At 32.6% G+C, this 21812-nt stretch carries 28 protein-coding genes and 4 tRNA genes; 17 read left to right on the plus strand and 15 right to left on the minus strand.

Annotated elements, in window-relative coordinates:
* The coding region (locus BG20_RS08790; protein ID WP_010194080.1) for an MraY family glycosyltransferase at window positions 1–749 on the plus strand (749 nt) is incomplete at its 5' end.
* The gene (locus BG20_RS08795) at window positions 746–976 is read left to right on the plus strand and encodes a hypothetical protein (RefSeq protein ID WP_010194086.1); all 231 of its coding nucleotides are present in this window, start codon (window positions 746–748) and stop codon (window positions 974–976) included. The genes BG20_RS08790 and BG20_RS08795, both read left to right, overlap by 4 nt.
* Here the strand turns inward: BG20_RS08795 and BG20_RS08800 are convergent.
* The 7 genes from BG20_RS08800 to BG20_RS08835 all read right to left on the minus strand — a co-directional run bounded on the left by BG20_RS08800 (window position 973) and on the right by BG20_RS08835 (window position 5663).
* Entirely contained in the window at window positions 973–1449 is a 477-nt protein-coding gene (locus BG20_RS08800; RefSeq protein WP_010194088.1) for an acyltransferase, read from the minus strand. The two genes, BG20_RS08795 and BG20_RS08800, sit on opposite strands and share 4 nt — an antisense overlap.
* 5 nt (window positions 1450–1454) lie before the next feature.
* Complete coding sequence (locus tag BG20_RS08805; protein ID WP_010194089.1) at window positions 1455–1724, minus strand: Trm112 family protein; 270 nt, start codon at window positions 1722–1724, stop codon at window positions 1455–1457.
* The gene (locus tag BG20_RS08810; protein WP_010194091.1) at window positions 1721–2656 is read right to left on the minus strand and encodes a Gfo/Idh/MocA family protein; all 936 of its coding nucleotides are present in this window, start codon (window positions 2654–2656) and stop codon (window positions 1721–1723) included. Before BG20_RS08810 ends, BG20_RS08805 begins: the two co-directional genes overlap by 4 nt.
* On the minus strand, window positions 2657–3574 hold the full coding sequence (locus tag BG20_RS08815; protein ID WP_010194092.1) for a branched-chain amino acid transaminase: 918 nt from the start codon (window positions 3572–3574) through the stop codon (window positions 2657–2659). It lies immediately after the preceding gene.
* Between the two features lie 471 nt (window positions 3575–4045).
* On the minus strand, window positions 4046–4648 hold the full coding sequence (locus BG20_RS08825; protein WP_010194095.1) for a hypothetical protein: 603 nt from the start codon (window positions 4646–4648) through the stop codon (window positions 4046–4048).
* 51 nt (window positions 4649–4699) lie between these two features.
* Window positions 4700–4773 (minus strand) — tRNA-Pro (locus BG20_RS08830).
* Between the two features lie 44 nt (window positions 4774–4817).
* Entirely contained in the window at window positions 4818–5663 is an 846-nt protein-coding gene (locus BG20_RS08835; protein WP_010194097.1) for a ferredoxin--NADP reductase, read from the minus strand.
* 124 nt (window positions 5664–5787) lie between these two features.
* Between BG20_RS08835 and BG20_RS08840 the strand changes: the two genes are divergently transcribed.
* Window positions 5788–5861 (plus strand) — tRNA-Ala (locus BG20_RS08840).
* Here BG20_RS08840 and BG20_RS11980 read toward each other — a convergent pair.
* A complete protein-coding gene (locus tag BG20_RS11980) occupies window positions 5843–6397 on the minus strand; it encodes a HEAT repeat domain-containing protein (protein WP_081477558.1) in 555 nt (184 codons plus the stop codon). The two genes, BG20_RS08840 and BG20_RS11980, sit on opposite strands and share 19 nt — an antisense overlap.
* 117 nt (window positions 6398–6514) lie before the next feature.
* On the opposite strand from BG20_RS11980, the gene BG20_RS08845 reads away from it, so the two are divergent.
* On the plus strand, window positions 6515–6799 hold the full coding sequence (locus BG20_RS08845; protein ID WP_007402333.1) for an AlbA family DNA/RNA-binding protein: 285 nt from the start codon (window positions 6515–6517) through the stop codon (window positions 6797–6799).
* A 29-nt stretch (window positions 6800–6828) separates the two neighbouring features.
* Here BG20_RS08845 and BG20_RS08850 read toward each other — a convergent pair whose 3' ends face one another.
* Genes BG20_RS08850 through BG20_RS08860 form a run of 3 tightly spaced genes read right to left on the minus strand, consistent with a single transcriptional unit; the run spans window position 6829 to window position 9574 of the window.
* Window positions 6829–7677 (minus strand): isocitrate lyase/phosphoenolpyruvate mutase family protein, encoded by an 849-nt coding sequence (locus BG20_RS08850; RefSeq protein ID WP_010194103.1) that lies wholly within the window; start codon window positions 7675–7677, stop codon window positions 6829–6831.
* Between the two features lie 56 nt (window positions 7678–7733).
* Window positions 7734–9044 (minus strand): MFS transporter, encoded by a 1311-nt coding sequence (locus BG20_RS08855; protein WP_256359097.1) that lies wholly within the window; start codon window positions 9042–9044, stop codon window positions 7734–7736.
* Between the two features lie 23 nt (window positions 9045–9067).
* Window positions 9068–9574: a PadR family transcriptional regulator gene (locus BG20_RS08860; RefSeq protein WP_010194106.1), complete on the minus strand. Its 507-nt coding sequence runs from the start codon at window positions 9572–9574 to the stop codon at window positions 9068–9070.
* Between the two features lie 96 nt (window positions 9575–9670).
* Here BG20_RS08860 and BG20_RS08865 point away from each other — a divergent pair, with 96 nt between their 5' ends.
* From BG20_RS08865 to BG20_RS08880, 4 genes are read left to right on the plus strand one after another with little or no spacing between them, the layout of a single operon-like run.
* Window positions 9671–11383 carry a succinate dehydrogenase/fumarate reductase flavoprotein subunit gene (locus tag BG20_RS08865; RefSeq protein WP_010194107.1) on the plus strand — a complete coding sequence of 571 codons (1713 nt, stop codon included), beginning with the start codon at window positions 9671–9673 and terminating at the stop codon, window positions 11381–11383.
* Window positions 11383–11817, plus strand: coding sequence for a succinate dehydrogenase/fumarate reductase transmembrane subunit (locus BG20_RS08870; RefSeq protein ID WP_010194108.1), 435 nt, complete (start codon window positions 11383–11385; stop codon window positions 11815–11817). The genes BG20_RS08865 and BG20_RS08870 overlap by 1 nt, the downstream gene beginning before the upstream one ends.
* Window position 11818: 1 nt before the next feature.
* The gene (locus BG20_RS08875) at window positions 11819–12163 is read left to right on the plus strand and encodes a succinate dehydrogenase/fumarate reductase transmembrane subunit (RefSeq protein WP_010194109.1); all 345 of its coding nucleotides are present in this window, start codon (window positions 11819–11821) and stop codon (window positions 12161–12163) included.
* Complete coding sequence (locus BG20_RS08880; protein WP_010194110.1) at window positions 12164–12928, plus strand: succinate dehydrogenase/fumarate reductase iron-sulfur subunit; 765 nt, start codon at window positions 12164–12166, stop codon at window positions 12926–12928.
* Here the strand turns inward: BG20_RS08880 and BG20_RS08885 are convergent.
* Window positions 12925–13248 (minus strand): metal-sulfur cluster assembly factor, encoded by a 324-nt coding sequence (locus tag BG20_RS08885; RefSeq protein ID WP_010194111.1) that lies wholly within the window; start codon window positions 13246–13248, stop codon window positions 12925–12927. The two genes, BG20_RS08880 and BG20_RS08885, sit on opposite strands and share 4 nt — an antisense overlap.
* Window positions 13249–13297: 49 nt before the next feature.
* Between BG20_RS08885 and BG20_RS13680 the strand changes: the two genes are divergently transcribed.
* Both BG20_RS13680 and argH read left to right on the plus strand, forming a co-directional pair.
* Window positions 13298–13822, plus strand: coding sequence for a lyase family protein (locus BG20_RS13680; protein ID WP_250635830.1), 525 nt, complete (start codon window positions 13298–13300; stop codon window positions 13820–13822).
* Complete coding sequence (gene argH / locus BG20_RS08890) at window positions 13731–14759, plus strand: argininosuccinate lyase (RefSeq protein WP_250635831.1); 1029 nt, start codon at window positions 13731–13733, stop codon at window positions 14757–14759. Before BG20_RS13680 ends, argH begins: the two co-directional genes overlap by 92 nt.
* Window positions 14760–14762: 3 nt before the next feature.
* On the opposite strand, the gene BG20_RS08895 is transcribed toward argH, so the two are convergent.
* Window positions 14763–14836 (minus strand) — tRNA-Lys (locus tag BG20_RS08895).
* A 96-nt stretch (window positions 14837–14932) separates the two neighbouring features.
* On the opposite strand from BG20_RS08895, the gene BG20_RS08900 reads away from it, so the two are divergent.
* From BG20_RS08900 to BG20_RS08910, 3 genes are all read left to right on the plus strand, one after another.
* A tRNA-Asp gene (locus BG20_RS08900) sits at window positions 14933–15007 on the plus strand.
* Between the two features lie 186 nt (window positions 15008–15193).
* Complete coding sequence (locus BG20_RS08905; RefSeq protein WP_010194113.1) at window positions 15194–15868, plus strand: hypothetical protein; 675 nt, start codon at window positions 15194–15196, stop codon at window positions 15866–15868.
* An 11-nt stretch (window positions 15869–15879) separates the two neighbouring features.
* Window positions 15880–16956: a glutamyl-tRNA reductase gene (locus BG20_RS08910; protein WP_010194114.1), complete on the plus strand. Its 1077-nt coding sequence runs from the start codon at window positions 15880–15882 to the stop codon at window positions 16954–16956.
* 47 nt (window positions 16957–17003) lie between these two features.
* On the opposite strand, the gene BG20_RS11985 is transcribed toward BG20_RS08910, so the two are convergent.
* Entirely contained in the window at window positions 17004–17165 is a 162-nt protein-coding gene (locus BG20_RS11985; RefSeq protein WP_010194117.1) for a DUF1059 domain-containing protein, read from the minus strand.
* Between the two features lie 222 nt (window positions 17166–17387).
* Here BG20_RS11985 and BG20_RS08915 point away from each other — a divergent pair, with 222 nt between their 5' ends.
* Window positions 17388–18227 carry a ferredoxin--NADP reductase gene (locus tag BG20_RS08915; RefSeq protein WP_010194119.1) on the plus strand — a complete coding sequence of 280 codons (840 nt, stop codon included), beginning with the start codon at window positions 17388–17390 and terminating at the stop codon, window positions 18225–18227.
* Between the two features lie 48 nt (window positions 18228–18275).
* On the opposite strand, the gene BG20_RS08920 is transcribed toward BG20_RS08915, so the two are convergent.
* Window positions 18276–19085 (minus strand): inositol monophosphatase family protein, encoded by an 810-nt coding sequence (locus BG20_RS08920; RefSeq protein WP_010194121.1) that lies wholly within the window; start codon window positions 19083–19085, stop codon window positions 18276–18278.
* A gap of 86 nt (window positions 19086–19171) precedes the next feature.
* Between BG20_RS08920 and BG20_RS14045 the strand changes: the two genes are divergently transcribed.
* Genes BG20_RS14045 through BG20_RS08935 form a run of 3 tightly spaced genes read left to right on the plus strand, consistent with a single transcriptional unit; the run spans window position 19172 to window position 21766 of the window.
* The gene (locus tag BG20_RS14045) at window positions 19172–20287 is read left to right on the plus strand and encodes a hypothetical protein (RefSeq protein WP_010194123.1); all 1116 of its coding nucleotides are present in this window, start codon (window positions 19172–19174) and stop codon (window positions 20285–20287) included.
* 8 nt (window positions 20288–20295) lie between these two features.
* Window positions 20296–21390: an AAA family ATPase gene (locus BG20_RS08930; protein WP_048097192.1), complete on the plus strand. Its 1095-nt coding sequence runs from the start codon at window positions 20296–20298 to the stop codon at window positions 21388–21390.
* Between the two features lie 58 nt (window positions 21391–21448).
* Entirely contained in the window at window positions 21449–21766 is a 318-nt protein-coding gene (locus BG20_RS08935; protein WP_010194128.1) for a hypothetical protein, read from the plus strand.
* Window positions 21767–21812: the final 46 nt, after the last annotated feature.

Raw genomic sequence — 21812 nt, forward strand, 5'->3', positions numbered from 1 at the left:
CTAGTTTTATTGCATTTGTTATTGGATATGTTGATGATAGAAAAGTAATGGGAGGATGGTTCAAACCTCTTGCTTTATTATTTGCTGCAACTCCTATAATCTTTCTAGGTACATATCATTCACATCTTGCTTTTCCTTTGTTTGGAACTGTACAGATACCTGCTCTTTACATTGGTGTTGCACTTTTAATGATTCCAATTACTGGTAACACAATTAATTCAATTGATGTACTAAATGGTGTAGCAAGTGGTTTTATGACCATTGCAAGTTTCTCGTTAAGCATAGCATTATTTATTTTGCAAAATTATGAAATAGCTATTATCAGTCTTCCTTTGGGATTTGTTTCACTTGCATTTTATAAATATCATAAAATCCCAAGTAAGATATTTCCTGGAGATTCTGGCGCTTTGACTTTGGGTGCCATGTATGGGGGAATTGCAATTATAGGTCATGTTGAAATTATTGCAGCTGTTGCACTTTTACCGGCTGTAATTAACTCCTTTTTGTTTCTCTCTAGTATGAAGAGAATTGTAGAGCACAGACAAATCAAAGGAAAACCAGTAGAGCATACTGAAGATTTTAAATTAAAAGCCACTAATGATAAAACTGCACCTATAACTTTGGTTAGATTAATTCTTGCTGGTGGACCGTTATCCGAAAAACAGGTAGGATATGCAATTTTTAGATTAGCTATTTTTTCAGGAATACTTGCAATAATCACTGCAATTATGATGAGGATGACAATTTGAAGATAGGTCTTTTTGGTTTTGTTTTTGTAATGTGGATGTTGATTATTATCGGAGGCGGATTCCTTGTCATGATTATAGGTCCACTTTCAATCTCAGGATATGGTGAATTTGATTTTTTCCTGGCATCTATAATTAAGGCAATCATTGCAATAATTCTTGTAATAATTTGGATTCTAATTTTATCAAAATTGAAGAATTGGATATTTAAAAATGAGATAAAATTCTAACTATCGATCCACTGCTTCTGTTTTTTGTCGTACTCTTTACGTGTATATCGTATAGTTGCTGGAACTCCTATTACTACGGAGTCTTCTGGTACATCTCTTGTAACAACTGCACCCATAGCAACAACACTATTTTTTCCAATTCTTACTCCTGCTTTAATGACTGCTCGTGCTCCAATCACAGCATTATCTTCTATTGTAACTCCAATCATTTTATCGCACATTGGATAAGGATCATTTGTCAGCACTGCAGCAGGACCTATGAAAACATTTTTTCCAATTCTTGAAAGAGGAGGAATGTATGCTTGCCCTTCTATCTTGGTATTTTCTCCAATCTTTACATTATAATCAATGTGCACAAGTGAACCGATTTTTACATTATCTCCAATTTCTACATTGTCTCCGACATATGAAAAATGCCAAATTTTTACATTACTTCCAATCTTTGCTTTTTCTGAAATATAATTAGTTACCAATTAAATCACAAGTGCCATGGATTTGCCATAGTGATAATTTTGTCAGGCAATTTTTGCTTATTATTTGTAAGAAATTCCATCTCTTGCTCTTTATTTCTTAATTCATCAGGTAGCATTATTGGAATCTCTTCAATGATAGGATAAAATCTAGAACATTTGGGGCAAAACAGAGCTCCTTCTGAAACCACATTATCTTTCTCCTTTATTTCGTATAATTCTAATGGGTGATTTTTGTCAATTGGACAAGCCAAAATATCTATCATTGATCTATTCATTTTAAATCCAGATAAATTGGAATTCCTTTCTGACTAGATAAAAGTGCCGCTTCAGCTATTTTAGTTACATTAACTGCTTGCTGTGATTTTACAACCAAATCGTTTTTTCCTTCTATTGCGCCCAAAAAACTTTGAATTTCTAATAATAATGGCTCTTGTTTTTCATTTCGTGGAATCTCGGTTTCTTCTTTTTTCTCTACTTTTACTTCTTGTGAAATAAAATCTGATGTAATTATTGCATCTGTACAAACAGCTGAAAATGTCCTTACTCTTTTTGGAGTGATCCAATTTGATGAAATAATTGCTATTTTGTCATTCTTATATCCCAACATTATGCTTGCAAAATCTTCATGTTCATGATTTATTCTTCCTGACCTTGCAAAAACTACTTGTGGCATATCATCAAACAACCAGTTTGCAGTGTCTATATCATGTACAGATGTGTCATAAATTATTCCCACATCTTTAATGTGAAGTGGCATTCTATTTTCACGGTGAAATTCTAACATTACTAATTCTCCAAATTTTTTCTCTTTAACAAATTTTTTTACAATATCTACTGCTGGATTGAAACGTTCGATATACCCACATGTTAGAATCACTTTATTTTTTTCAGCAATTTCTAAAATTTTTTGACCATCTTCTGATTTGTATGTCATTGGTTTTTCTACAAATACATGTTTTTTCGCTTGAAGTAATTTTGTAGCAATTTCTGTATGAGTTGAAGTAGGTGTTACAACAAATGCTCCATCAAATTCTTCAAATTTTATTAAATCATCTAAATTACTATAATGTTTCACTGAATATTTTTCCCCATATTCTTTACTTCTCTCTGCATTTACGTCGCAAACTGCACAAAGTACGCCTAATTGAGATAATATTCTAGTATGGTTTTTCCCCCAACCACCAGTACCAATTTGAACAATTTTCATCTAATAAACCTCTGTTAACCAGTGTGAGTAATCTTGGTTTTTGTTCATTACTATTTCAGTATATTTTTTCATCAATTTCATAGTTATCTCTCCAGGTTTGCCGTTAGCAATTTTTTTACCATCCATTGAAATAATTGGTGTGATCTCAGCTGCTGTACCCGTAAGAAAGATTTCATCAGAAATCATTAGCTCGCTTCTTGCAATTTCAGTTTCTATTACATCTATGTCAAGATCACATGCAATTTTAATAATCGCATCTCTTGTGATTCCATTTAACGCTGAGGATGATAATGGAGGTGTAATTAATTTGTCCTCTCTCACAATGAAAATATTTTCACCAGGTGCTTCACTTACATTCCCACTATGATCTAGTAAAATTGCCTCATCAAATCCATTTCTTTTTGCTTCTTGTGTGGCTATAATTGAATTGAGATAATTGCCCCCCATCTTAGCTTGTGGAGGTGTTGACATATCTGAAAATTTTCTCCAAGATACAACACCGGCTGTAATTCCATTTTTATTAAATAAATCTCCAAATGGAAAAATAAAAATTGCAACATTAGTAGGTGCCTTTTCTGTTAAATGTAAATTAATTCCATAATCTCCGATAAAATAAAATGGTCTAATATAGCATGATTTTTTTATTTTATTTTTCTTACAAATTCCTATAATTGCATTGTTTATTATTTCATCTGAAAAATTAAGTGATATATTATAAAATTGCCCTGATCTTCTAAATCGTTTGATGTGTTCATCTAATCTAAAGATAAACAGATTTTTCCCATTCCAGTATGCACGCACCCCCTCAAAAACTGATGTACCATAATGAATTGCATGTGTTGTAATTGGTACCTTGGCCTTGTCTAATGTCACAAATTTCCCATCAAACCAAACATATTTTGAAAGAGGTAGCCCCATAAAAAATCTCAACTACATCAGTAATTAATCTATTCTGCAACTCTTATTTCCTGTTTTCTCTCTCAATTCTTGAATTGGAGGATATTTCTCAATATTTCATTTGATTTGATGCCATAACATGATGAAGATTTGATGATCTCACTTCAAAATAATTTTTATTTTGATAATTTAGGAAAAAATAAAAATTTGAATAAAATTTACTGAAAAAATAGATCTGATTTTGACCAAAATGATTTTTTTCATTTTCCAAATATTTTAAAATTGTATTCCCAACATCACCCATTTTGTGTAATTTTTTTAATTTCACCTGTAAAAATTCTAGTGAATTGTAGTTTCTCTTATGGCAGCAAAGAAAAAAGCAGCAGCTAAAAAAACAACCAAAAAGGCTTCAAAAAAGAAATAAACTTTTGAAGCTTGTTTTATTTTTTATATCTTATTTTTCAATTTCTCAAATGATTTTTTCTGATAACTTTACTTTGACCACCCCTCTTTAGGGAATTTCATTCCTAAAACACGGGTTGTTTTGTCTTCCATCTCTGAAAATTTTTTAATTACATTCCAATTTTCGTCAATAATTCTCGCAACACTTTCTGGTACATCTTTTTTCCAATTGGATTCTTCCCCCAAAGCTGCTTTGTAGATATTCTCTTTTACAGCTGCTGCAGAGAGAGCCCGTCTTTGACCTATTTTTGGTTTTAATCTGTATATTTTGAGCATGTATCCTTCTGCTTTATCTCCAGTATATGAAAAAAATTCCCCTTTCACTCCTCTTAGAATTTGTTTTCTTAATTCCCATGATTTTGGAGATAAAAGTGGTGGCATGTATTTTTTAAAAGGGGCAAAAAATGCATAATCATCAGTAACTGATACAGAATCTCCAAAAATTGATGTGATCATTTTTTTTCTAATCTCAAAACTAAATGGAAAACTTTTACTGTTGATTTCATTTTTTCCAGATTTAAAAACCACTGGCATAATTTTTACAATATCTGCATTATTTTTTAATTCGTTAATTATTTCAACATGTGCATTAGTTACAGGATTTAGATGTGCAAGATAGAGAGCAGTTATCAACTACTGTAACTAAAAAAATGTTATATTTCAATGATTGAATTTCATAAATAATGGGGACGATGGGATTTGAACCCACGATCTCCAGCACCCGAGGCTGGCAGTATACCAAGCTAACCTACGTCCCCAAAGATCAGAACAAATTGAAGATTTTATTTCTTTAAAAATTTGATTATCCGTATGATTCGTATTTTACTTGGAAGTTTCCATCTGGACCCTTGTCATGCTCTGTGATGAAACCTTTTGGTTTTAAGAAATCCATTACCCCATCAATTGTTCCTTGCCAACCACAAACATAGAACATTGTATTTTCTTTTGTGATTTTATCTCCAATTAGTTCTTCTAATGGTGACATTCCATTGTCTCTTGGTCTAAGAAATGTTTCAACTCTACCAACTTGACCGGCCCATGATCTGTTAAACCATTCTTGTGGTCTACTGATTGCTGCCCTGTATGTAAAATTCCACTGATCTTTTCCTCTAGCTTTACTTTCATTTTCTAACTCTGTTAGTAATTCTTTATAGCTTAATTCATCAACATAACTAGCACCATGAAGAACAATGATTTCACGTTTATCTCCCGTAGCATGTAGATGCTGTGCAAAACTTACAAATGGTGCAAGACCTGTTCCTCCACCAATACATATTATTCGTCTATTGTCCTTTTCTCCATTTGGTAATGTTTCATTTATCAAAAGTGCTCTTCCTGTAGGTTTTAACCATAAAATTTCATCACCTTCTTTTGCATTGAATAATTGAGTTGTTAATCTACCTGGAAGTGGTTTTCTTACCCATCTAATTACAAGCTCGATATACTTTCTATTTTCAGGATGTGATGCAATGGAATATGCTCTTCTAACGATTTTTCCACCTTCTACTGGATTTGGTAATCCTAACGTGATAAATTGACCTGCTTGATAATCTGGGACAGGACCGTCTTTTGGTACTAATCTAATTATTACAAGATCTTCTTTAAGCAATTGGACATATGTGATAGTTGCTTTGTTATCTACTACCATAACGTTACATCCATCCTAATTATGGTTAAATATCTTGTGTTAATTTCATGCATATCTTATTCTTAAACCGCTAAACGTTAATAACCAATTTGAAAAACGATATTCGATCAGTTTACTGATTATTGGGCCGATCGTCTAGTCTGGTAGGATGGGTGCATGGCATGCATCAGATCGAGGGTTCAAATCCCTTTCGGTCCACTCTTTTTTACATTGACAAGTAGTCTCTCCAATTCAGAATCTTTTTCTTTCAAGATCTCTTTAATTTTCTCTGTTGATATTGGATATTCAAGATAAATCATAGCCTGTAATGCACTTTTTCTAACTTCCAAATTTGGATCAAATAAGCAATTATCTATTACTTCTTTTGCCTGTCTTGCTTTAAGATGACCTAGTGCTCCTAAAGCACAAGCTCTTACCATGGAACTTTGATCATTTGTAAGCTTGATGATTTCTGGAATTGAATTAGAATCATTTCTGTTTGCTAATACTAGAGATAGATAACCTCTGATGTTTTTATTTTGAGAATCTAAATTCTCTATTAGTAAATTCGAAATTTCATTTTCATTTGATACTAGAGCACTAAATGCCTCACCTCTTATCTGAATATTTTCATCATCTAATTTTGAAATTATTTTTTGTATGATTTCTTCATCATTTGAAAATGACAAAGATTCTAAGATTTTGATTTTTTCGTCTATAGTTCCTAAATCTAACATTTCTTTGATGTTTTTCATATTATTCATTGAAATGCCCAAATCTGCTTAATAACAGTTCAATATTTTACATAAAATTTTCCCTATAATCAAAAAAATCCTTTTAGCTTTAAATTATCGTTAAATACCGAATCACTCATGTCAAACGAATCCAGAAACACCATATTCATTGGTAAGAAACCATTGATGGCATATGTAACATCAACGCTAATTCAATTGGCAAACTTACCCTCCGTCTACATCAAAGCTAGAGGTCTAAGCATCGGTCGTGCTGTGGATGTAGCTCAAATCATTGCAAGAAAGACAGAAAATGCTGGATACTCTATTGGAGAAATCAAAATAGGCTCCGAATCATTAGAGTCACAAGACGGTAGAACCAGAAACGTTTCAACAATAGAAATTGAAGTAAAGAGAAACAGTTGATATCTGTACTTTACTTGTAATTTTTTATTTTATTCTCTTTTTGAAAATCCATACTTCTTTTCTAATTTTTGGAATTTTGGTAAATCAACCAAATCATTGAATTGATCAAAATTTACTACTTTATGTTTAAACTTTGCAGTAGTTCCGGTTTTCTTTAATTCTTTTAAAATATTCATTGTTGCAAAAGTATTTGCAAACAACACTGAAAGTGGATATAATATTATTTTAAATCCCAATTTATGCAATGTTGTTGCAGAATTCATTGGTGTTGCACCCCCTTCAATCATATTTGCTACAAGTGGAGCATTGATTGCTTTTCCAATAATTCGCATTTCTTCTAATGATCTTGGTGCCTCGATAAATACCGCATCTGCACCTGTTTTTTTGTTTTGTAAACCACGTTCTATTGCAGCATCTAATCCTTCAGTTGCTCTTGCATCTGTTCTTGCAACGATAATGAAATCTTTACTTTGTCTTGCATCAATCGCTGCACCTAATTTCTCTGTATATTCTTCTTGTGAAATAACTTCTTTTCCTTTCATATGTCCACATCTTTTTGGCCATCTTTGATCTTCTAGAAAAATTCCAGAAGCTCCTGCTGATTCTAACTCTCTAACTAATTTCCAAACGCTTAACGCATTTCCATAACCTGTATCTGAATCTACTATCACTGGTACTGACACTGCTCTGCAAATTCTTCGTGCATTATCAAGAGTTTCTGTTGCTCCAATAAACCCATAATCTGGCATTCCAAATAATGTGGCCGAAGTTCCATATCCTGTTTGAAACATGGCTTCAAATCCAACTTTTTCAGCAATTTTTGCTCCAATTGCATCATACACTCCTGGGATTACAAGAGGTTTGTTTGCTTTTAACATAGTTTTCAAACTTTTCATGATTGCTCTTTTTCTTAGAATTATTTATGACTTTAAAATCATATTGTAATATCCACATCTCTTGTTTCAGGATTAATTTTTGCACCAATCAAAATAATTATCGAACCAATAATCACATTCATTCCTAATAAAATTGGGATCCATTCTGTACCTTTTGATAGCATTGTAACTGCAATTAGAGGTGCCCATGAACCAAAAATTAAACCACCATTGTAAATTAAACCACTTGCACTGTTTCTTACCTCTGTGGGAAATCTCTCAGAGAGAAATGCTGGGATTGGACCAAATCCTGTTGTTGCAACAAAGATTAGAATTATTGTATATGTTGCTCTTTCATATACAGATTGTGCATTGTAGAGCCCATAAAATGTAGGAATTGCTAATGCTATAGCTGCTATTGCAAAAAATGCAATGGTCTTTCTTCTTCCAATTCTTTGACTGAGATATCCTGTAAATATTTGTCCAAATAACGAAGTTGTTGTTCCAACAATCATTAATAGTGATACTTGTGATTTTTCAATCTCTACGTAATTTTGTAAAAATGTTGGATAAAACCCAATTGAAGTATAATATGCATACATTAGACCTGTCATCAAAATCAAAGAAAAAATGAATTTCTTCCTTCCATCTTTGCTTGAAAGCAATTTTTTTAGAGGTGACTTTTCTGTTTTTCTCTGTATTTGTTTTTTAAGCCATACTTCTGATTCATTCATCCTAAATCTTACAAAAAGAGCCACTAGACCTGGAATTATTCCTGTAAAGAACATAATCCTCCATCCAATTTCTATAAATTCTTTTTCAGAAAATATTGAAACCACTCCAAAAAATACTACTGATGCTATTACAAAACCAAAATTAAAACCACTTTGCAAAAAACCAGACAGAATACCTCTCTTTTCTTTTGGTACTGTCTCCATTGTGATTACTGCCCCACTCCCCCATTCTCCTCCTGCAAAGAACCCTTGCATGAATCTTAATCCGATTAGCAAAATCGGTGCCATGATTCCTACCATTTGCCATGTTGGCAACAATCCTGTTGCAAACGTTGCTCCGGAAAACCCAATTATTGTAATCATCATCGCTTTTTTTCTTCCATGTTTATCTCCAAAATTTCCAAAAAATGCTCCACCAAATGGTCGCATTATCAATGTAATGATGTAAGCTGCAAATGTTGCTAAAAGTGAAAATGTTGGATCTTCAGCTGGAAAAAATAGTATACTAATTAATGGAATAACCAATAACATCAAAACTAGATCATACCCATCAAGTGACCAACCAAGCCATGATCCAAATACTATAGATTTTTGTTGTTTAGTAAGCGATGTCAGTATTGACTCTAAAAAATAGATTAATTTTTACTTTTCAAAAATACTTATTCTATCTTGATCTCTTTTCCTTTCTTTATGTCTTTTTCATCTATTTTCTTTAGCTCCGCTTCTAAAAATTTTCTATATTTTTGAGTTTCTTCGCTTGTCATATTTGCAAAATTTGAATCAAGAATTGAACCTATAGAGGACATCTTTTCTAAGAGATCCATTGTAACAAATCTACCTACGTTTCCTAGTCTAAAAAGTACATCCAATTGTTTTCTCACAATATCGTTTATCTTATCGACATCCGCTGCTGTTTCTATTCCTTTTTTTGTTAATTGATATTTGCCATCTTTTGCTTCCTCAATTAGACCTTCATCAAGTAATCTTCCTAATAATGGATAAATCAAACCAGGTGATGGTTTCCATACCCCATTACTTTGTTCAGCTGCATGATCTATGATTTCTTTACCTGTATAGGCCTTAGTTTTTAATAATTCTAAAATAAAATATCTTGAAAACCCTCGAGGTACAGAACTTCCTACTCTTTGAAACCATTCAGAAATCATAAATAATAATATCACTAGCGATATATAATAATTTTTTGAACTATGTGCCTCCATTACTACATATTTAACCCACCTTCTAGGTACCAATTCTGATAAATGGTCGAATCTATTGAATTTGATTTGATAATATGTGGTTCTGGATTAGCAGGATTAAGAGCTGCTATAGAAGCCGCAAGAAAAAATCCTAAAATCAAGATTGGAATTGTTTCAAAAGTTCAAGTAATGCGTTCTCATTCTGTATCTGCAGAAGGTGGAACAGCTGCTGTTCTTTTTGAGGATGAGGGAGATACAATTGAATCTCATATTTATGATACCGTGAAAGGAAGTGATTTTCTTGCTGATCAGGATGTAGCTGAAAGACTTTGTGTAGAAATGCCAAAGGAAATTTATCAATTGGATCATTGGGGGATGCCATGGTCTAGAAGAAAAGATGGGAGAATAGGACAAAGAAATTTTGGTGGTTATAGTTTTCCGCGAGCAACATATGCATCTGATAAAGTTGGTTTCTTTGAAATGCAAACTTTGTATGATACTTGTCAAAAACATGAAAATATTGAATACCTCAATGAATGGTTTGCAACATCAATTATTCATGATGGAAAACGATTCTTAGGTATTACTGCAATTGAACTTTCTTCTGGAACTTTTTATTCAATTAAAGGAAAAGCTTTGATTATTGCAACTGGTGGAGCTGGAAGACTGTATAGTTTTTCAACTTATGCTCTATCTTCCACCCCAGATGGGTTGGATATGGCATTACGCGCAGGTATGGCATTAAAGGATATGGAATTTGTACAGTTTCATCCAACTGGAATTTTACCCTCTGGAATACTTATCACTGAAGGTGCTAGGGGAGAAGGAGGTTATCTTCTAAATAACAAAGGTGAAAGATTTATGAAAAAATATGCTGGTGAAAAAATGGAATTAGCTCCACGTGATATTGTCTCAAGAGCAATGATGACCGAAATGAGTGAAGGTCGTGGGTTCAAACATGAAACAGGTGTTGATTGCATGAAGCTTGATTTAAGACACCTTGGCGATGAAAAAATCAAAGAAAAATTAGGTGGCATTAGGGAGATTTCTATCAAATTTTCTGGATTAGATCCTGCTACTGAAGTTCTTGATGTTAGACCTGTATGCCACTATATGATGGGTGGTATACATACTGATATTGATGGAGCAACTGAATTACAAGGTGTTTGGGCTGCAGGTGAGGCAGCATGTAACAGTGTTCACGGTTCAAATCGACTTGGTGCAAATTCCACTTCAGAGTGTATAGTTTGGGGAAAGATTACAGGTAATTTGGCAGTTGATTACATTGAAAAATTTGATATGGCAACTCCTTGGCCTCATCATTTGGTTGCAGCTGAAGAAAAAAGAATCTATGATGGAATTTTTCGAGGTAATGGTGATGTTAATCCATATGAAGTTAAACAAGAGTTGACCGATACAATGAACGATAAAGCATATGTCTTTAGAAATGAAAAAAATCTAGTTGAAGGACTAAAGAAAATTCGACAACTAAAACAACAAGCTTGGAAACATGTTGATGACAAAGCAAAAGAATACAATACTAATTTTTCAAATGTAATGGAACTTGATTCAATGTTTAGAGTTGCAGAAATTGTTTTACTTGGTGCTATTAATAGAAAAGAATCAAGAGGTGCACATTCAAGAACTGATTATCCAAAACGTGATGACGCAAACTTTTTGCATCACACTTTAGCGTATTATGATCCAAAAGAACCTATAATGAAAACACATCCTGTCACAATTACTAAATATCAACCAGTAGAGAGGAAATACTAATGACAAAACAAGATGAACATAAGGAAGGAATTGGAGGAATGATTAATCCTCGAAGATATGGTATTGAAAGAGTTGCATATTTGTTAATGCGATTAAGTGGATTGGGATTGTTGGCATATTTTATTGGTCATATTTATGAAACCAGTTCAATTTTAAAAGGCGAAATAGGTTGGAATGAATTTCTTCAATTAACACAAACTACTGAAGGCCATGCTATTTTAGCTATAGTAATTGCAATGTGTGTTTTTCATACTGTCAATGGAATTCGAGTCATGCTTGGACATGGTGGAATAGGTGTAGGAAAACCTGCAAGACCTGATTATCCATATCTTCCAGCATCTCAAAACATACGACATAAAATGGGCATTTATTCTGCAATAATACTTGCAGCTATTGCAATGATGTATGGGTTAACTGTAATGTTTGGTGAATAAAATGAGAGAAAGCATAATTATGAAAATACACTATGGAACTGCTTTAGCAGCTGTGGCGCTTGTCGCTGTCCATATTTTGATGCGTCTCACACAAGGATTTGCAGAATCATTACAATATGAAAGTGTAATTGCCAATTACAAATTTCTTCCATATGCTGGAATGCTTGAAATCATTTTGATTTTGTTATCTATTCATGGATTTAATGGACTAAGAGTCATTTTATTAGAACTAAAACAAGGTAGAAAATATGAAAAAGCGGTTTCATATGGTTGTGTAGTGGCTATGATTGCATTGATTGCTTATGGTTCACGAACAATAATAATGGTGAATACGGGGATGGTATAGATGGCACAAACATCTAGTTTAGCAGAAACAAACACATCATCTAATTCTACTTTAAAATCAATAACTCTACGTATTGCAAGATTTAATCCAGAACATGATGATGCCAAGAAATTCATGGAGTTTACTATTTCATATGAGCGATGGACTACTGTGTTAGAAGCAATTCTCGATGTAAAACAACATTTTGATCATTCGGTTGCAGTTCGTTATTCTTGTAGACAAGCTACATGTGGTTCATGTGGGATGATTATTAATGGTAAACCAAGACTTGCATGTTTTACAAAAATTAGCGAATTGAATTCAAATATTGTAACAGTAGAACCAATGAACAACTTTCCAATTATTCGTGATCTGGCAGTAAAATTTGAACGATTATTTGATACCCATCATAAAGTAAAACCCTATCTGATTCGTGATGATACTGAAATTGAAACTAGTGCAAAAGAATTCTTACAGTCTCCAGAAGAATTAGAACAATACATCCAATTCTCAAATTGTATTAAATGTGGATTGTGTAATTCTGCATGCCCTACAATGGCAACTGATTCTTCATTTGTAGGTCCTCAGGCATTAGCTCAAGCATACAGGTATGTTGCAGATAGTAGAGATAAAGGCAAAGATCAACGTCTAAAGATTATTGATGACTCTCACGGAATTTGGAGATGTCATTTTGCAGGCTCTTGTAGTCAAGTATGTCCAAAAGGAGTAGATCCAGCCATGGGTATTCAATTATTACGTGGTTATATGTTAGGTTTTAAAAGTTAAATTTTCTTTTTTGGATTAGGACTATTGTTTACCTGATTGTTGATTTGTTCTGCCATGAAATGATTTGATACATTTACTTTAACATCATCTACTCCATCCACTTTCAAAAGATTATCGTGAATATCCTGACAGATCTTAAAACCAAATACTGCTGGACAGAATGGACTTGTAAGATGCAAATCTACCTTAACATTACTATTGTTAATATCAACCTCATCAATTAATTCTAGTTCAACAATTGATGTGTTAATTTCTGGATCTACAATCTTCGATAATTCATCAAATAATTTTACTCTAAGTTGTTTGATATCTAAACTCATAATAAAAAAAGCATCGATGCTATATATAACCATTCTAGAACCTTAGGTAATGTATCGTTCACGTCTTGGTACTGATTTGAGTGATATTACTTTGGATTATGTTTCATCTATCAATGATGATTCTCAAATAGCACTTTATGATATTATTGGAAGTCAAGCTCATACTTTAATGTTATATGAAAATCAAATCATTTCAAAAAACGATGTAAAAAAAATTCTCATAGCACTAGAATCTTTAAAAAATGAAAAATTTGATAATTCATCTGGAGCAGAAGACATTCATGAACTAATTGAATCCCTTGTAATTAAAAAAGCAGGTATTACAAGTGGCGGAAAAATGCATACTGCAAGATCAAGAAATGATCAGGTTGCACTAGACATTAGAATGAAGATTCGTGACGATATTAACATTATTTGTAATTGCTTACTTGATACTATTGAAGCTCTTGTATCATTGGCGAAAAAATCATCAAAAAACTGTAATGCCACTTTATACTCATTTACAACAAGCTCAAGCAGGCTTGTTTTCTCATTATTTACTGGCTCATGCAGATGTATTGTTCAGAGACTTTGATCGTCTTTATGGTGCATTCATCCACGTTAATCAAAGTCCTCTAGGTGCAGGACCTGTTGGCGGAACCAGTATAACGATAGATCGTCATAGTACTGCTAAGATGTTGGGATTTGATGGAATAGTTGAAAATTCAATTGACGCAACAAGTACAAGAGATTTTGTAGCAGAATATGTTTCAATGTTAGCAATTTTGATGACCAATCTTAGTAGAATTTCTGAAGATTTTATAATTTGGTCTACTTCCGAATTTTCATTTATAGAACTAGCAGATGAATTCACATCCCCTTCAAGTGTAATGCCTCAAAAGAAAAATCCTGATATCTTAGAATTAACAAGAGGTAAAACTGCAGAAGTAATTGGAAATCTTACTGCAATTCTAACTACAATTAAAGGGCTAGCTTCAGGATATGGACGTGATCTCCAGCAAATTAAATCATCTATTTGGTCAACATCAAAAATTTCAATTAGTGCATTAGTTATTTTGAAATCAATTCTTCTCACATTACGTGTTAATGAAAAAAACATGAAAAAAGCAGCAGAATCTAGTTATCTTATTGCTCTTGACATTGCAGAGAAACTAGTTCAGAATGGTATTCCATTTAGAACAACTCATAAAATTGCAGGAAACCTAGTCCAAATTGCACATCAATATGATAAATCCTTGAATAAACTCAGTGTTAAAGAAATTTCAAAAATAGCTCTGGAAACAAAGGTTGATCCAAATTTAATTATGAAAATAATACAATCTACAACTATCATATCATCTCTAAAAGAACGAAAATCATTTGGATCTTCAGGATATGATGAACAAAAAAGAATGATTGAAGATCGTATGAATAAAATTAACAGCTATAGAATCAATGTAACACAACGAGATAATAATATTTCAAAGGCATTATCTAATTTATCCAGCAAAATTGCCGAATTAATAAAATAAGGGCGGGTCTAGTGGGATTCGGACCCACGACAACCGGATTAAAAGTCCGGTGCGCTACCTGGCTGCGCCATAGACCCCTGAGAAAAATGCTTGACGTGTATAATTTAGTCTTTTACAAAATTTTTTACTGCTTCAGAAACTTTTAATCTGGCAATTTGTTTGAAATATTCTGTGCCCTTGTAGTATAGTCCGGTCTAGAATTCGACCCTGTCACGGTTGAGACGCGTGTTCAAATCCCGCCGAGGGCGCCTTTTATCTTCTTAAATTATTTTTTACGTGTGATATTGCCGATCTTATTCCTGATTTTTAATACAATGATGACACGAATATTGTTGGATCTCTCTTTAAATGGAAATATTTTCACCATTGAAAGTTAATTTTTGAAAATCTCTCTTACAAGAATATTAAAATTCAGGCAATTTTAGTAAATTTTGATGTCTGAAGAAAACAAGGAATCTAAGATAGAACCAGCACCAAAAGTTTCAGCATCAGAAACTACAAAAGATCCAGCTAAATCTGCAGCTGTCAAAGCCGAGGCAGCAGCTAAAGCAGCAGCAGAAGCAGCTCGTGCAGAAGCTGAAGCTGAAGCAGCATTAGCAAAAGCAGCCGCAGCTAAAGCCGCAGCAGAAGCAGCAGCAGAGGAAGAGTACAAAGCAATAGCTGCAGAAGTTAAAGCCGCAGCAACCAAAGCTCCAACATTTACTAATTTACGTAAAGGTGAAGAAATATTTCGTAGAGAAATGGGCGAACCAGAATTCTTCTTAGCAAAAAAAGATAGATTTCCAAGACCTGTACTTTCATCTGATGAACAAGATGAACTTACAAGAAAAGTTGAGATTCCAACTGATAACACACCAAAATACATTCCACAACATGTGTTGAGTCCAGAATTTGGTGGCATGTCAAATTATGAATCTGGTGTAGGAAAATTCTTGGAAGAAACCAAACAAAAGCTAAAGAAATTAAAAAGTGATCCAAATGCATCTGAAAAAGATATAATTACAACACAACAAGAAATCGAATACTTAGAATCTATTTATGAAAATTATTTCATAGGAATGAATGTTTTCCGTACTGCAAAAGGTGGAAGGAATAAACTTCGAGAATAATTGATGATGATATGAGCGAAATTAATTTTGATATAATTAATGCAAGAGTCACATTCAAAAATGTACCATTACACACACTAGCTAGATTTAGATTTGATGATCTTAAAACAGCATGTGAAACTTTTAAGAAAATCCCAGGTGTTGCAGAATGTATTATTATTCAAACTGCAAGTAGGATAGAGATATTCACCGTAAGTAATCTGGAAACAGGTGATACTCCTGATGGAAGAAGAACTGAAGGAAAATCCCTCGTATTGAACCAAATCAAGGAAACTTGGGAATCGTTATCTACGTTAGAGCAAATTGATATAGATCATTTTGATCAGACTCTTGAAGTTTACAAAGGTACTGATGTCTATGTTAATCTATTAAGATTAGCATGTGGTTTGGATTCAGTAGTTGTAGGTAAAGAAGAAATATTGAATGAAATTAAAACATCTCTTTCAAATGCAAAAAACATCAATGTTTCAGGCCCCATTCTAAATAAATTATTTGAAAGTATAATACGAATTTCAACTCGAATACGCGAAACAACTGGAATTAGTAAAAATGTGATCTCTCTTGGGGATGTAGCTGTAAAAATCGTTGATGAGAAAGCAGGCCTTGATGCAAAAAAGAAAATTTTGTTAATTGGTACAGGTGAGTCTGCAGCAAGAGTTGCTAAAACTCTTAATAAAAAAGGATTTGCCTTTGATGTGACCAGCAAAACCATTGAACGTTCAACCGGTTTTTCTAAAATATTAGGTGGAAAGCCAGTAGCGTTTGAAGAAGTCTTATCAGGATTTGATAAATATGATATAATTTTTGTTGCAACTACTGCTGATTACTTCTTAATTACATTTGATAGAATAAAATTAGTTATGGAAGAAAAAAAGAAAGGGACATTGATAATGGATTTGTCAGATCCAAGAACTGTTGATGAAGGAATTACCGCATTACCTGGAATCAAATTATTGTTTAGAGATCAGATTGCAGAGATATATGAAGAAAATGTAAAAGCTAGAGTTGGAATAGTCCCTGCTGTAGAAAAAATAATTGAAAAAGAAATTCCCATAATTGAAGCAACAATGAAACAAATAACTATATAATTTTTAATTATTTCTAAATCAAAAACATGAATCTGTATAAATTAATTTTATTTCTTTCTTAGAATAAATTGCATCAAAGCTTCTTTTGAATAATCTATTCCATGTACCTCATCAGTGTGTTTTCCAAATTCTTCTATGACGTTTTCAATCTCTCCTTCTGAAACAAATTCACACTCAAATCCATAATCACTACACTTTAGTTTGGCCATACTTCACATTCACAACTCTGCATATAAATACCAAAAGATGATGTTTAGTCATAAAAGAGATCTGTTCTGTTAATTCGTCAAAAAATATGATCCTTTAAGATTTATCATTCAATCTAAGGTTTTTTAATTTTTACATGTAAATCCGATTCAAATCTACCAAATATATCTAAAATTGAAATTTAACAGAAATACATTTATCCAAAGTAGCAAAAATTACTTTGAATGGTAGTAGAACAAAAGGCCAAAATTACTTACATGCATTTACTTAAAGAAGATCTAGTTGTAATTCGCTTAGTTCCAAATAATGGGATGCCGAAATATACAACTGGTCAATTTCTAACCATAGGATTGCCAATACCCTCTGAGCAAAAAATTGTAAGGAGAGCATATTCAATTGCATCACATCCTGAAAACAGAGATTATTTTGAATTTGTAATTAGATGGGTTAGAAAGCCGTTGCCTGGTAGGGTTACTACAGAATTATTTTATGCAAACGTTGGTGATGAAGTGTATTTAGGAGATCCAACTGGAAATGCTCTAACAATTGATGATAAATTACCTAATGGCCAACCTGATAACAGAAGAATTGTTTGTGTTGGAGGTGGAACTGGTCTTGCACCTTTTATCGCATTTGCTAAACATTTGCATGATACTGGAGATAAACGTGAAATCATTGTTCTTCATGGCGCAAGTTATGTTGATGAGTTAAGCTATAAGGAATTATTAACAAATCTGGAAAACGAAAGTATTGAAAGAGGAAAAGATCAATGGAATTTCAAATATAGAGCAGCAATCAGTAGACCAAAAGAATTCTTTAATCGTTCATGGGCAGGACATGTTGGCAGAGTAGAATCATTCTTTAAACCAAATAAAAATGGCGTCTCTCCTTTAGAAGAAATGGTGGGAGAGGAAATAACTACTGCAAATACTAAAGTCTACATTTGTGGTTATCAAGGTACTATTGATGGGGTTATAGAATATCTTGGACCGAAAGGATTTGTTACGAAAGAAGAAAAACGCAAAGACGGAAGTTATGAAATAAAATACGAATCATACGGATAAATAATTTCTATCTATATTGAATTTAAAAAGTCATTTTTTATTTAAAATTTATAATTTTATTTTTTTAATTTGTGAAACGACATCATCTAGAATTTTTTGATTTGATGCAGCTATAAATGAAATTCTTGTTTTATAACTAAGATCTGCATCAAGTAAATTCAAATTTGCATCTAACAGTATCCCACCAGCTTCCTTTACAATCACATATCCTGCAGCAATATCTTGAACTCTAATCTTATCTCTCAAGTCTATGAAAATATCTAACAATCCCCTTGCAAACAAAGCCATTTCTAATGCATTTGCACCAAAATGTCTTATGTGATTATGCTGCTCAAATATTGGGTGTAATCGATTCATTAACTCATGAGTTGCCCCTGAAGTGTTTATTCCAATAATTTTGTAAATTGGTTCCTTGTCATGAACTTTAATTCTTGATTTGTTCAAAAATGCTCCTCTGTCCTTTGATGCCCAATACATATCTCCATTTGATAGATCTGTTATTACTCCGTCTGTGATAGAACTTAATCTGTCTTCTTTGGCAAATGCCAATGAGCTACAAAAAAAAGGAACCCCTCTTACAGCATTTGCAGAACCATCGATTGCATCCATGATGATGAATCCTTTTGATTGTTTAGATAATTCTACTCTACCACATTCTTCACCTAAAACAATACAATCAAAATTAATTTCTTTAAGGTAATCTAACACTGTTTTTTCTGCAATAATGTCTATATTGCGTGAAATATCTCCTCCCGCACCTCTTCCAAAATCACCTGCTGCGTTATCTGTACCTGCTAAATCTTTTACATTTTCATATATTCTTCTTGAAGCCTCTTGAAGAATTTCAATTACTTCCATTAACCCACTTTACATTCTTCGTAATTTAAGTGAAAGATCTTTTTTCTATTTGAAAGCATAAATAACAATAAAGAAGCTTAATTTTTGTGAGTGGAAAAGATCAGTCTGTTGTAAGTAAAGAATCCCTGATGAGTACAAAACCTGGAAAGCAAATTATGAAACAAGGATTGTTTAAATCAAAAGGATACAAACTATTTACTCAATACAAAGAAGAAACTGAAAATGAATTTCCAAATTTTGCAGATAGGTTTGCAAGAGATCTTTTGCATGAAATCCAATCTGATCCTTCTCCAAACTCAACACAGCAAGCATTTGGAAATGAAGTGGGTTCTACAGAAATTATTCTTCAAGCCTCTGAAATAGATCCCATAAAAGCTAAATTAGAAAATCCAGATGTAATAAAGGATAGAGTATTACGTATTCTAAATTCCAATTTTGTAAAAATGACCTTTCCAGTTTTTAATGCATTATTTGATGGTGCTGCAAATTATACTGGAAAAAATGATCCTCAATTAAGACAAGATATTGTTGAAGGTCACATTTTAGCAATTGATCTTAGTGAACCCATGGATAGAATTGTAGACAAAGATGAAGATTTGGAATATCTTGATGATTATAAGCTAATGAATCCATATATTTTGAAATTAGCAAGAGATAAAATTTCAAAGGGTGGAGATCAAGTCCTACACGAATTTGAAGAAGGTTTCAAAGATGCTAGAATTGGTCAATATTTAGATGAAAAATTAAAATCAAAACCCACTAAAATCACTGAGGAAGAAATGAGTTTATCTTATAAGAAATATCGTTCCGTAATGGGAACAGCAGGTAGAAACATGGCTCTTGCAGAAAGACCCTTGGGAGAAATCTTCTATCTTGGTATGGCAAGAGCAGCTGAAGGTGTAGGATGTGGAAATGAAATTGAAGATTCTATCAAAAATGGATTTGTAAAAATTCCTTCTTGGCCTCTGTATTACACTTTATTATCAAATGATGTCAAAAAAGGATTTGATTTAACATTAGAAAAAAGTAATTTGTATCTTCAAGATGCACGATTAGCGCTTAAATTATTACCTGATAAATTCTCACATACTGAATTTTTAGAATTTTTATTTTTGACTGTTGAGCATTATAATCAATATTGGTACAACCAACTTCAAAAAGCAAATAAATGGTCTGAGTTTGAATCAAAACTTCCTAAGTGATTAAATTGATGTGGTCTGAAAAATATAGGCCTCAGAATATTTCTGACATGATTGGGAATGAAGAATCTAGATCTTCTATAATTGAATGGTTCACAAAATGGAAAAAGGGTACAAAACCACTTTTATTGGTTGGTCCCCCCGGTATTGGAAAGACAACAATTGCATACATTACAGCAAAACAATTTGGCTATGATATGGTTGGATTGAATGCAAGTGATGTAAGAAGTAAATCTAGAATCAACGAAATTCTCACACCTGTTCTGGGCAACGTCAGTCTATTGGGAATTCCAATGATTTTCATTGATGAAGTTGACGGTATTCATGGAAGGGGAGATTATGGTGGTGCAGAAGCACTTATTGATATTTTGAAAGAACCAACTGTACCTATTGTATTAGCTGCCAATTCAGATGAATCAGATAAAATGAAAAGTATTAAGAAAGTTGTAAAAACCATCTCTTTCAAACCAATACCGCCTCGTCTTTTGAAAGTATATCTTGAAAACATTTTGAGCAAAGAAAATGCAAAACTTAGTCCAGGTTCACTGATAAAAGTAATAGAAAGATCTAGAGGAGATATTCGTTCAATGATTAATTTAACACAATCTCTAGTTACTGGATTTAATCCTCAAACTGAAAAATCATTTGAAAACATAAATGTAGAAGATGGCATAAACGCATTTTTTAAAGCAAATTCTATTGATGAAGCTAGAAGCGTACTGTATTCTATGCAAATTGATCCAAAATTAAAGATAGATGCTTTTTACTCTAGCATTATTACTAGTAATTTAGATAATCAAACACTTGCAAAACTCTTGACAATTATATCGGAAGCTGATATGTTATATGGAAAAATTATGAGAACTCAAAATTGGAGATTGTTACGCTATCTTAATGAAATCCTTATTGGATTATATCAAAACAATGAACGAATAAGATATTCTCAATACAATCTTTCATGGCCGCTGTTAAATCGTATTAGATGGGATGGAAAAAAAATCAAAGCATTTTCATCAATCATGGCAAAAAACTTCATCTATCATCTAGTGCATTTGTTACTTTGTGTTTTCCTTACATGTTATTATGTATTAAAAATAAAAAATTAACATTAGACTTTGAAGATGTTTTTTATGATATACTTGAAAAGGAGATCGAGTTAATTTAATGAGCTGGCGTAAAATTCCAATGAAGTTTCCAGGAACTTGTATTGTTTGTAATGAAAAAATCGAAGTAAATGAAATTGGATTATGGGCAAAAGGATTAGGTGTAAAACATGAAAAATGTGCTCAAATCAATGAACTTCAATGCATTGTTTGTAGAGGACCTGCTGGATGCTCTAAGTGTGAATTTCAAGATGTCTGTGATATACAGAAAGTTTCTCAATTATGTATATGCAAAAAATGCAGTGAAGAGAAAAATTCTTTTGTTTCTTATCAAAAATCGCTTAAAAAGAATTTTCCATTATTGAATTTAAATTCATAGGCGTCATTTCATACAAATTAACTGATCTACACCTATTTTTGGAATT

This window comes from Candidatus Nitrosarchaeum limnium BG20, assembly GCF_000241145.1.
Taxonomy (GTDB): domain Archaea; phylum Thermoproteota; class Nitrososphaeria; order Nitrososphaerales; family Nitrosopumilaceae; genus Nitrosarchaeum; species Nitrosarchaeum limnae.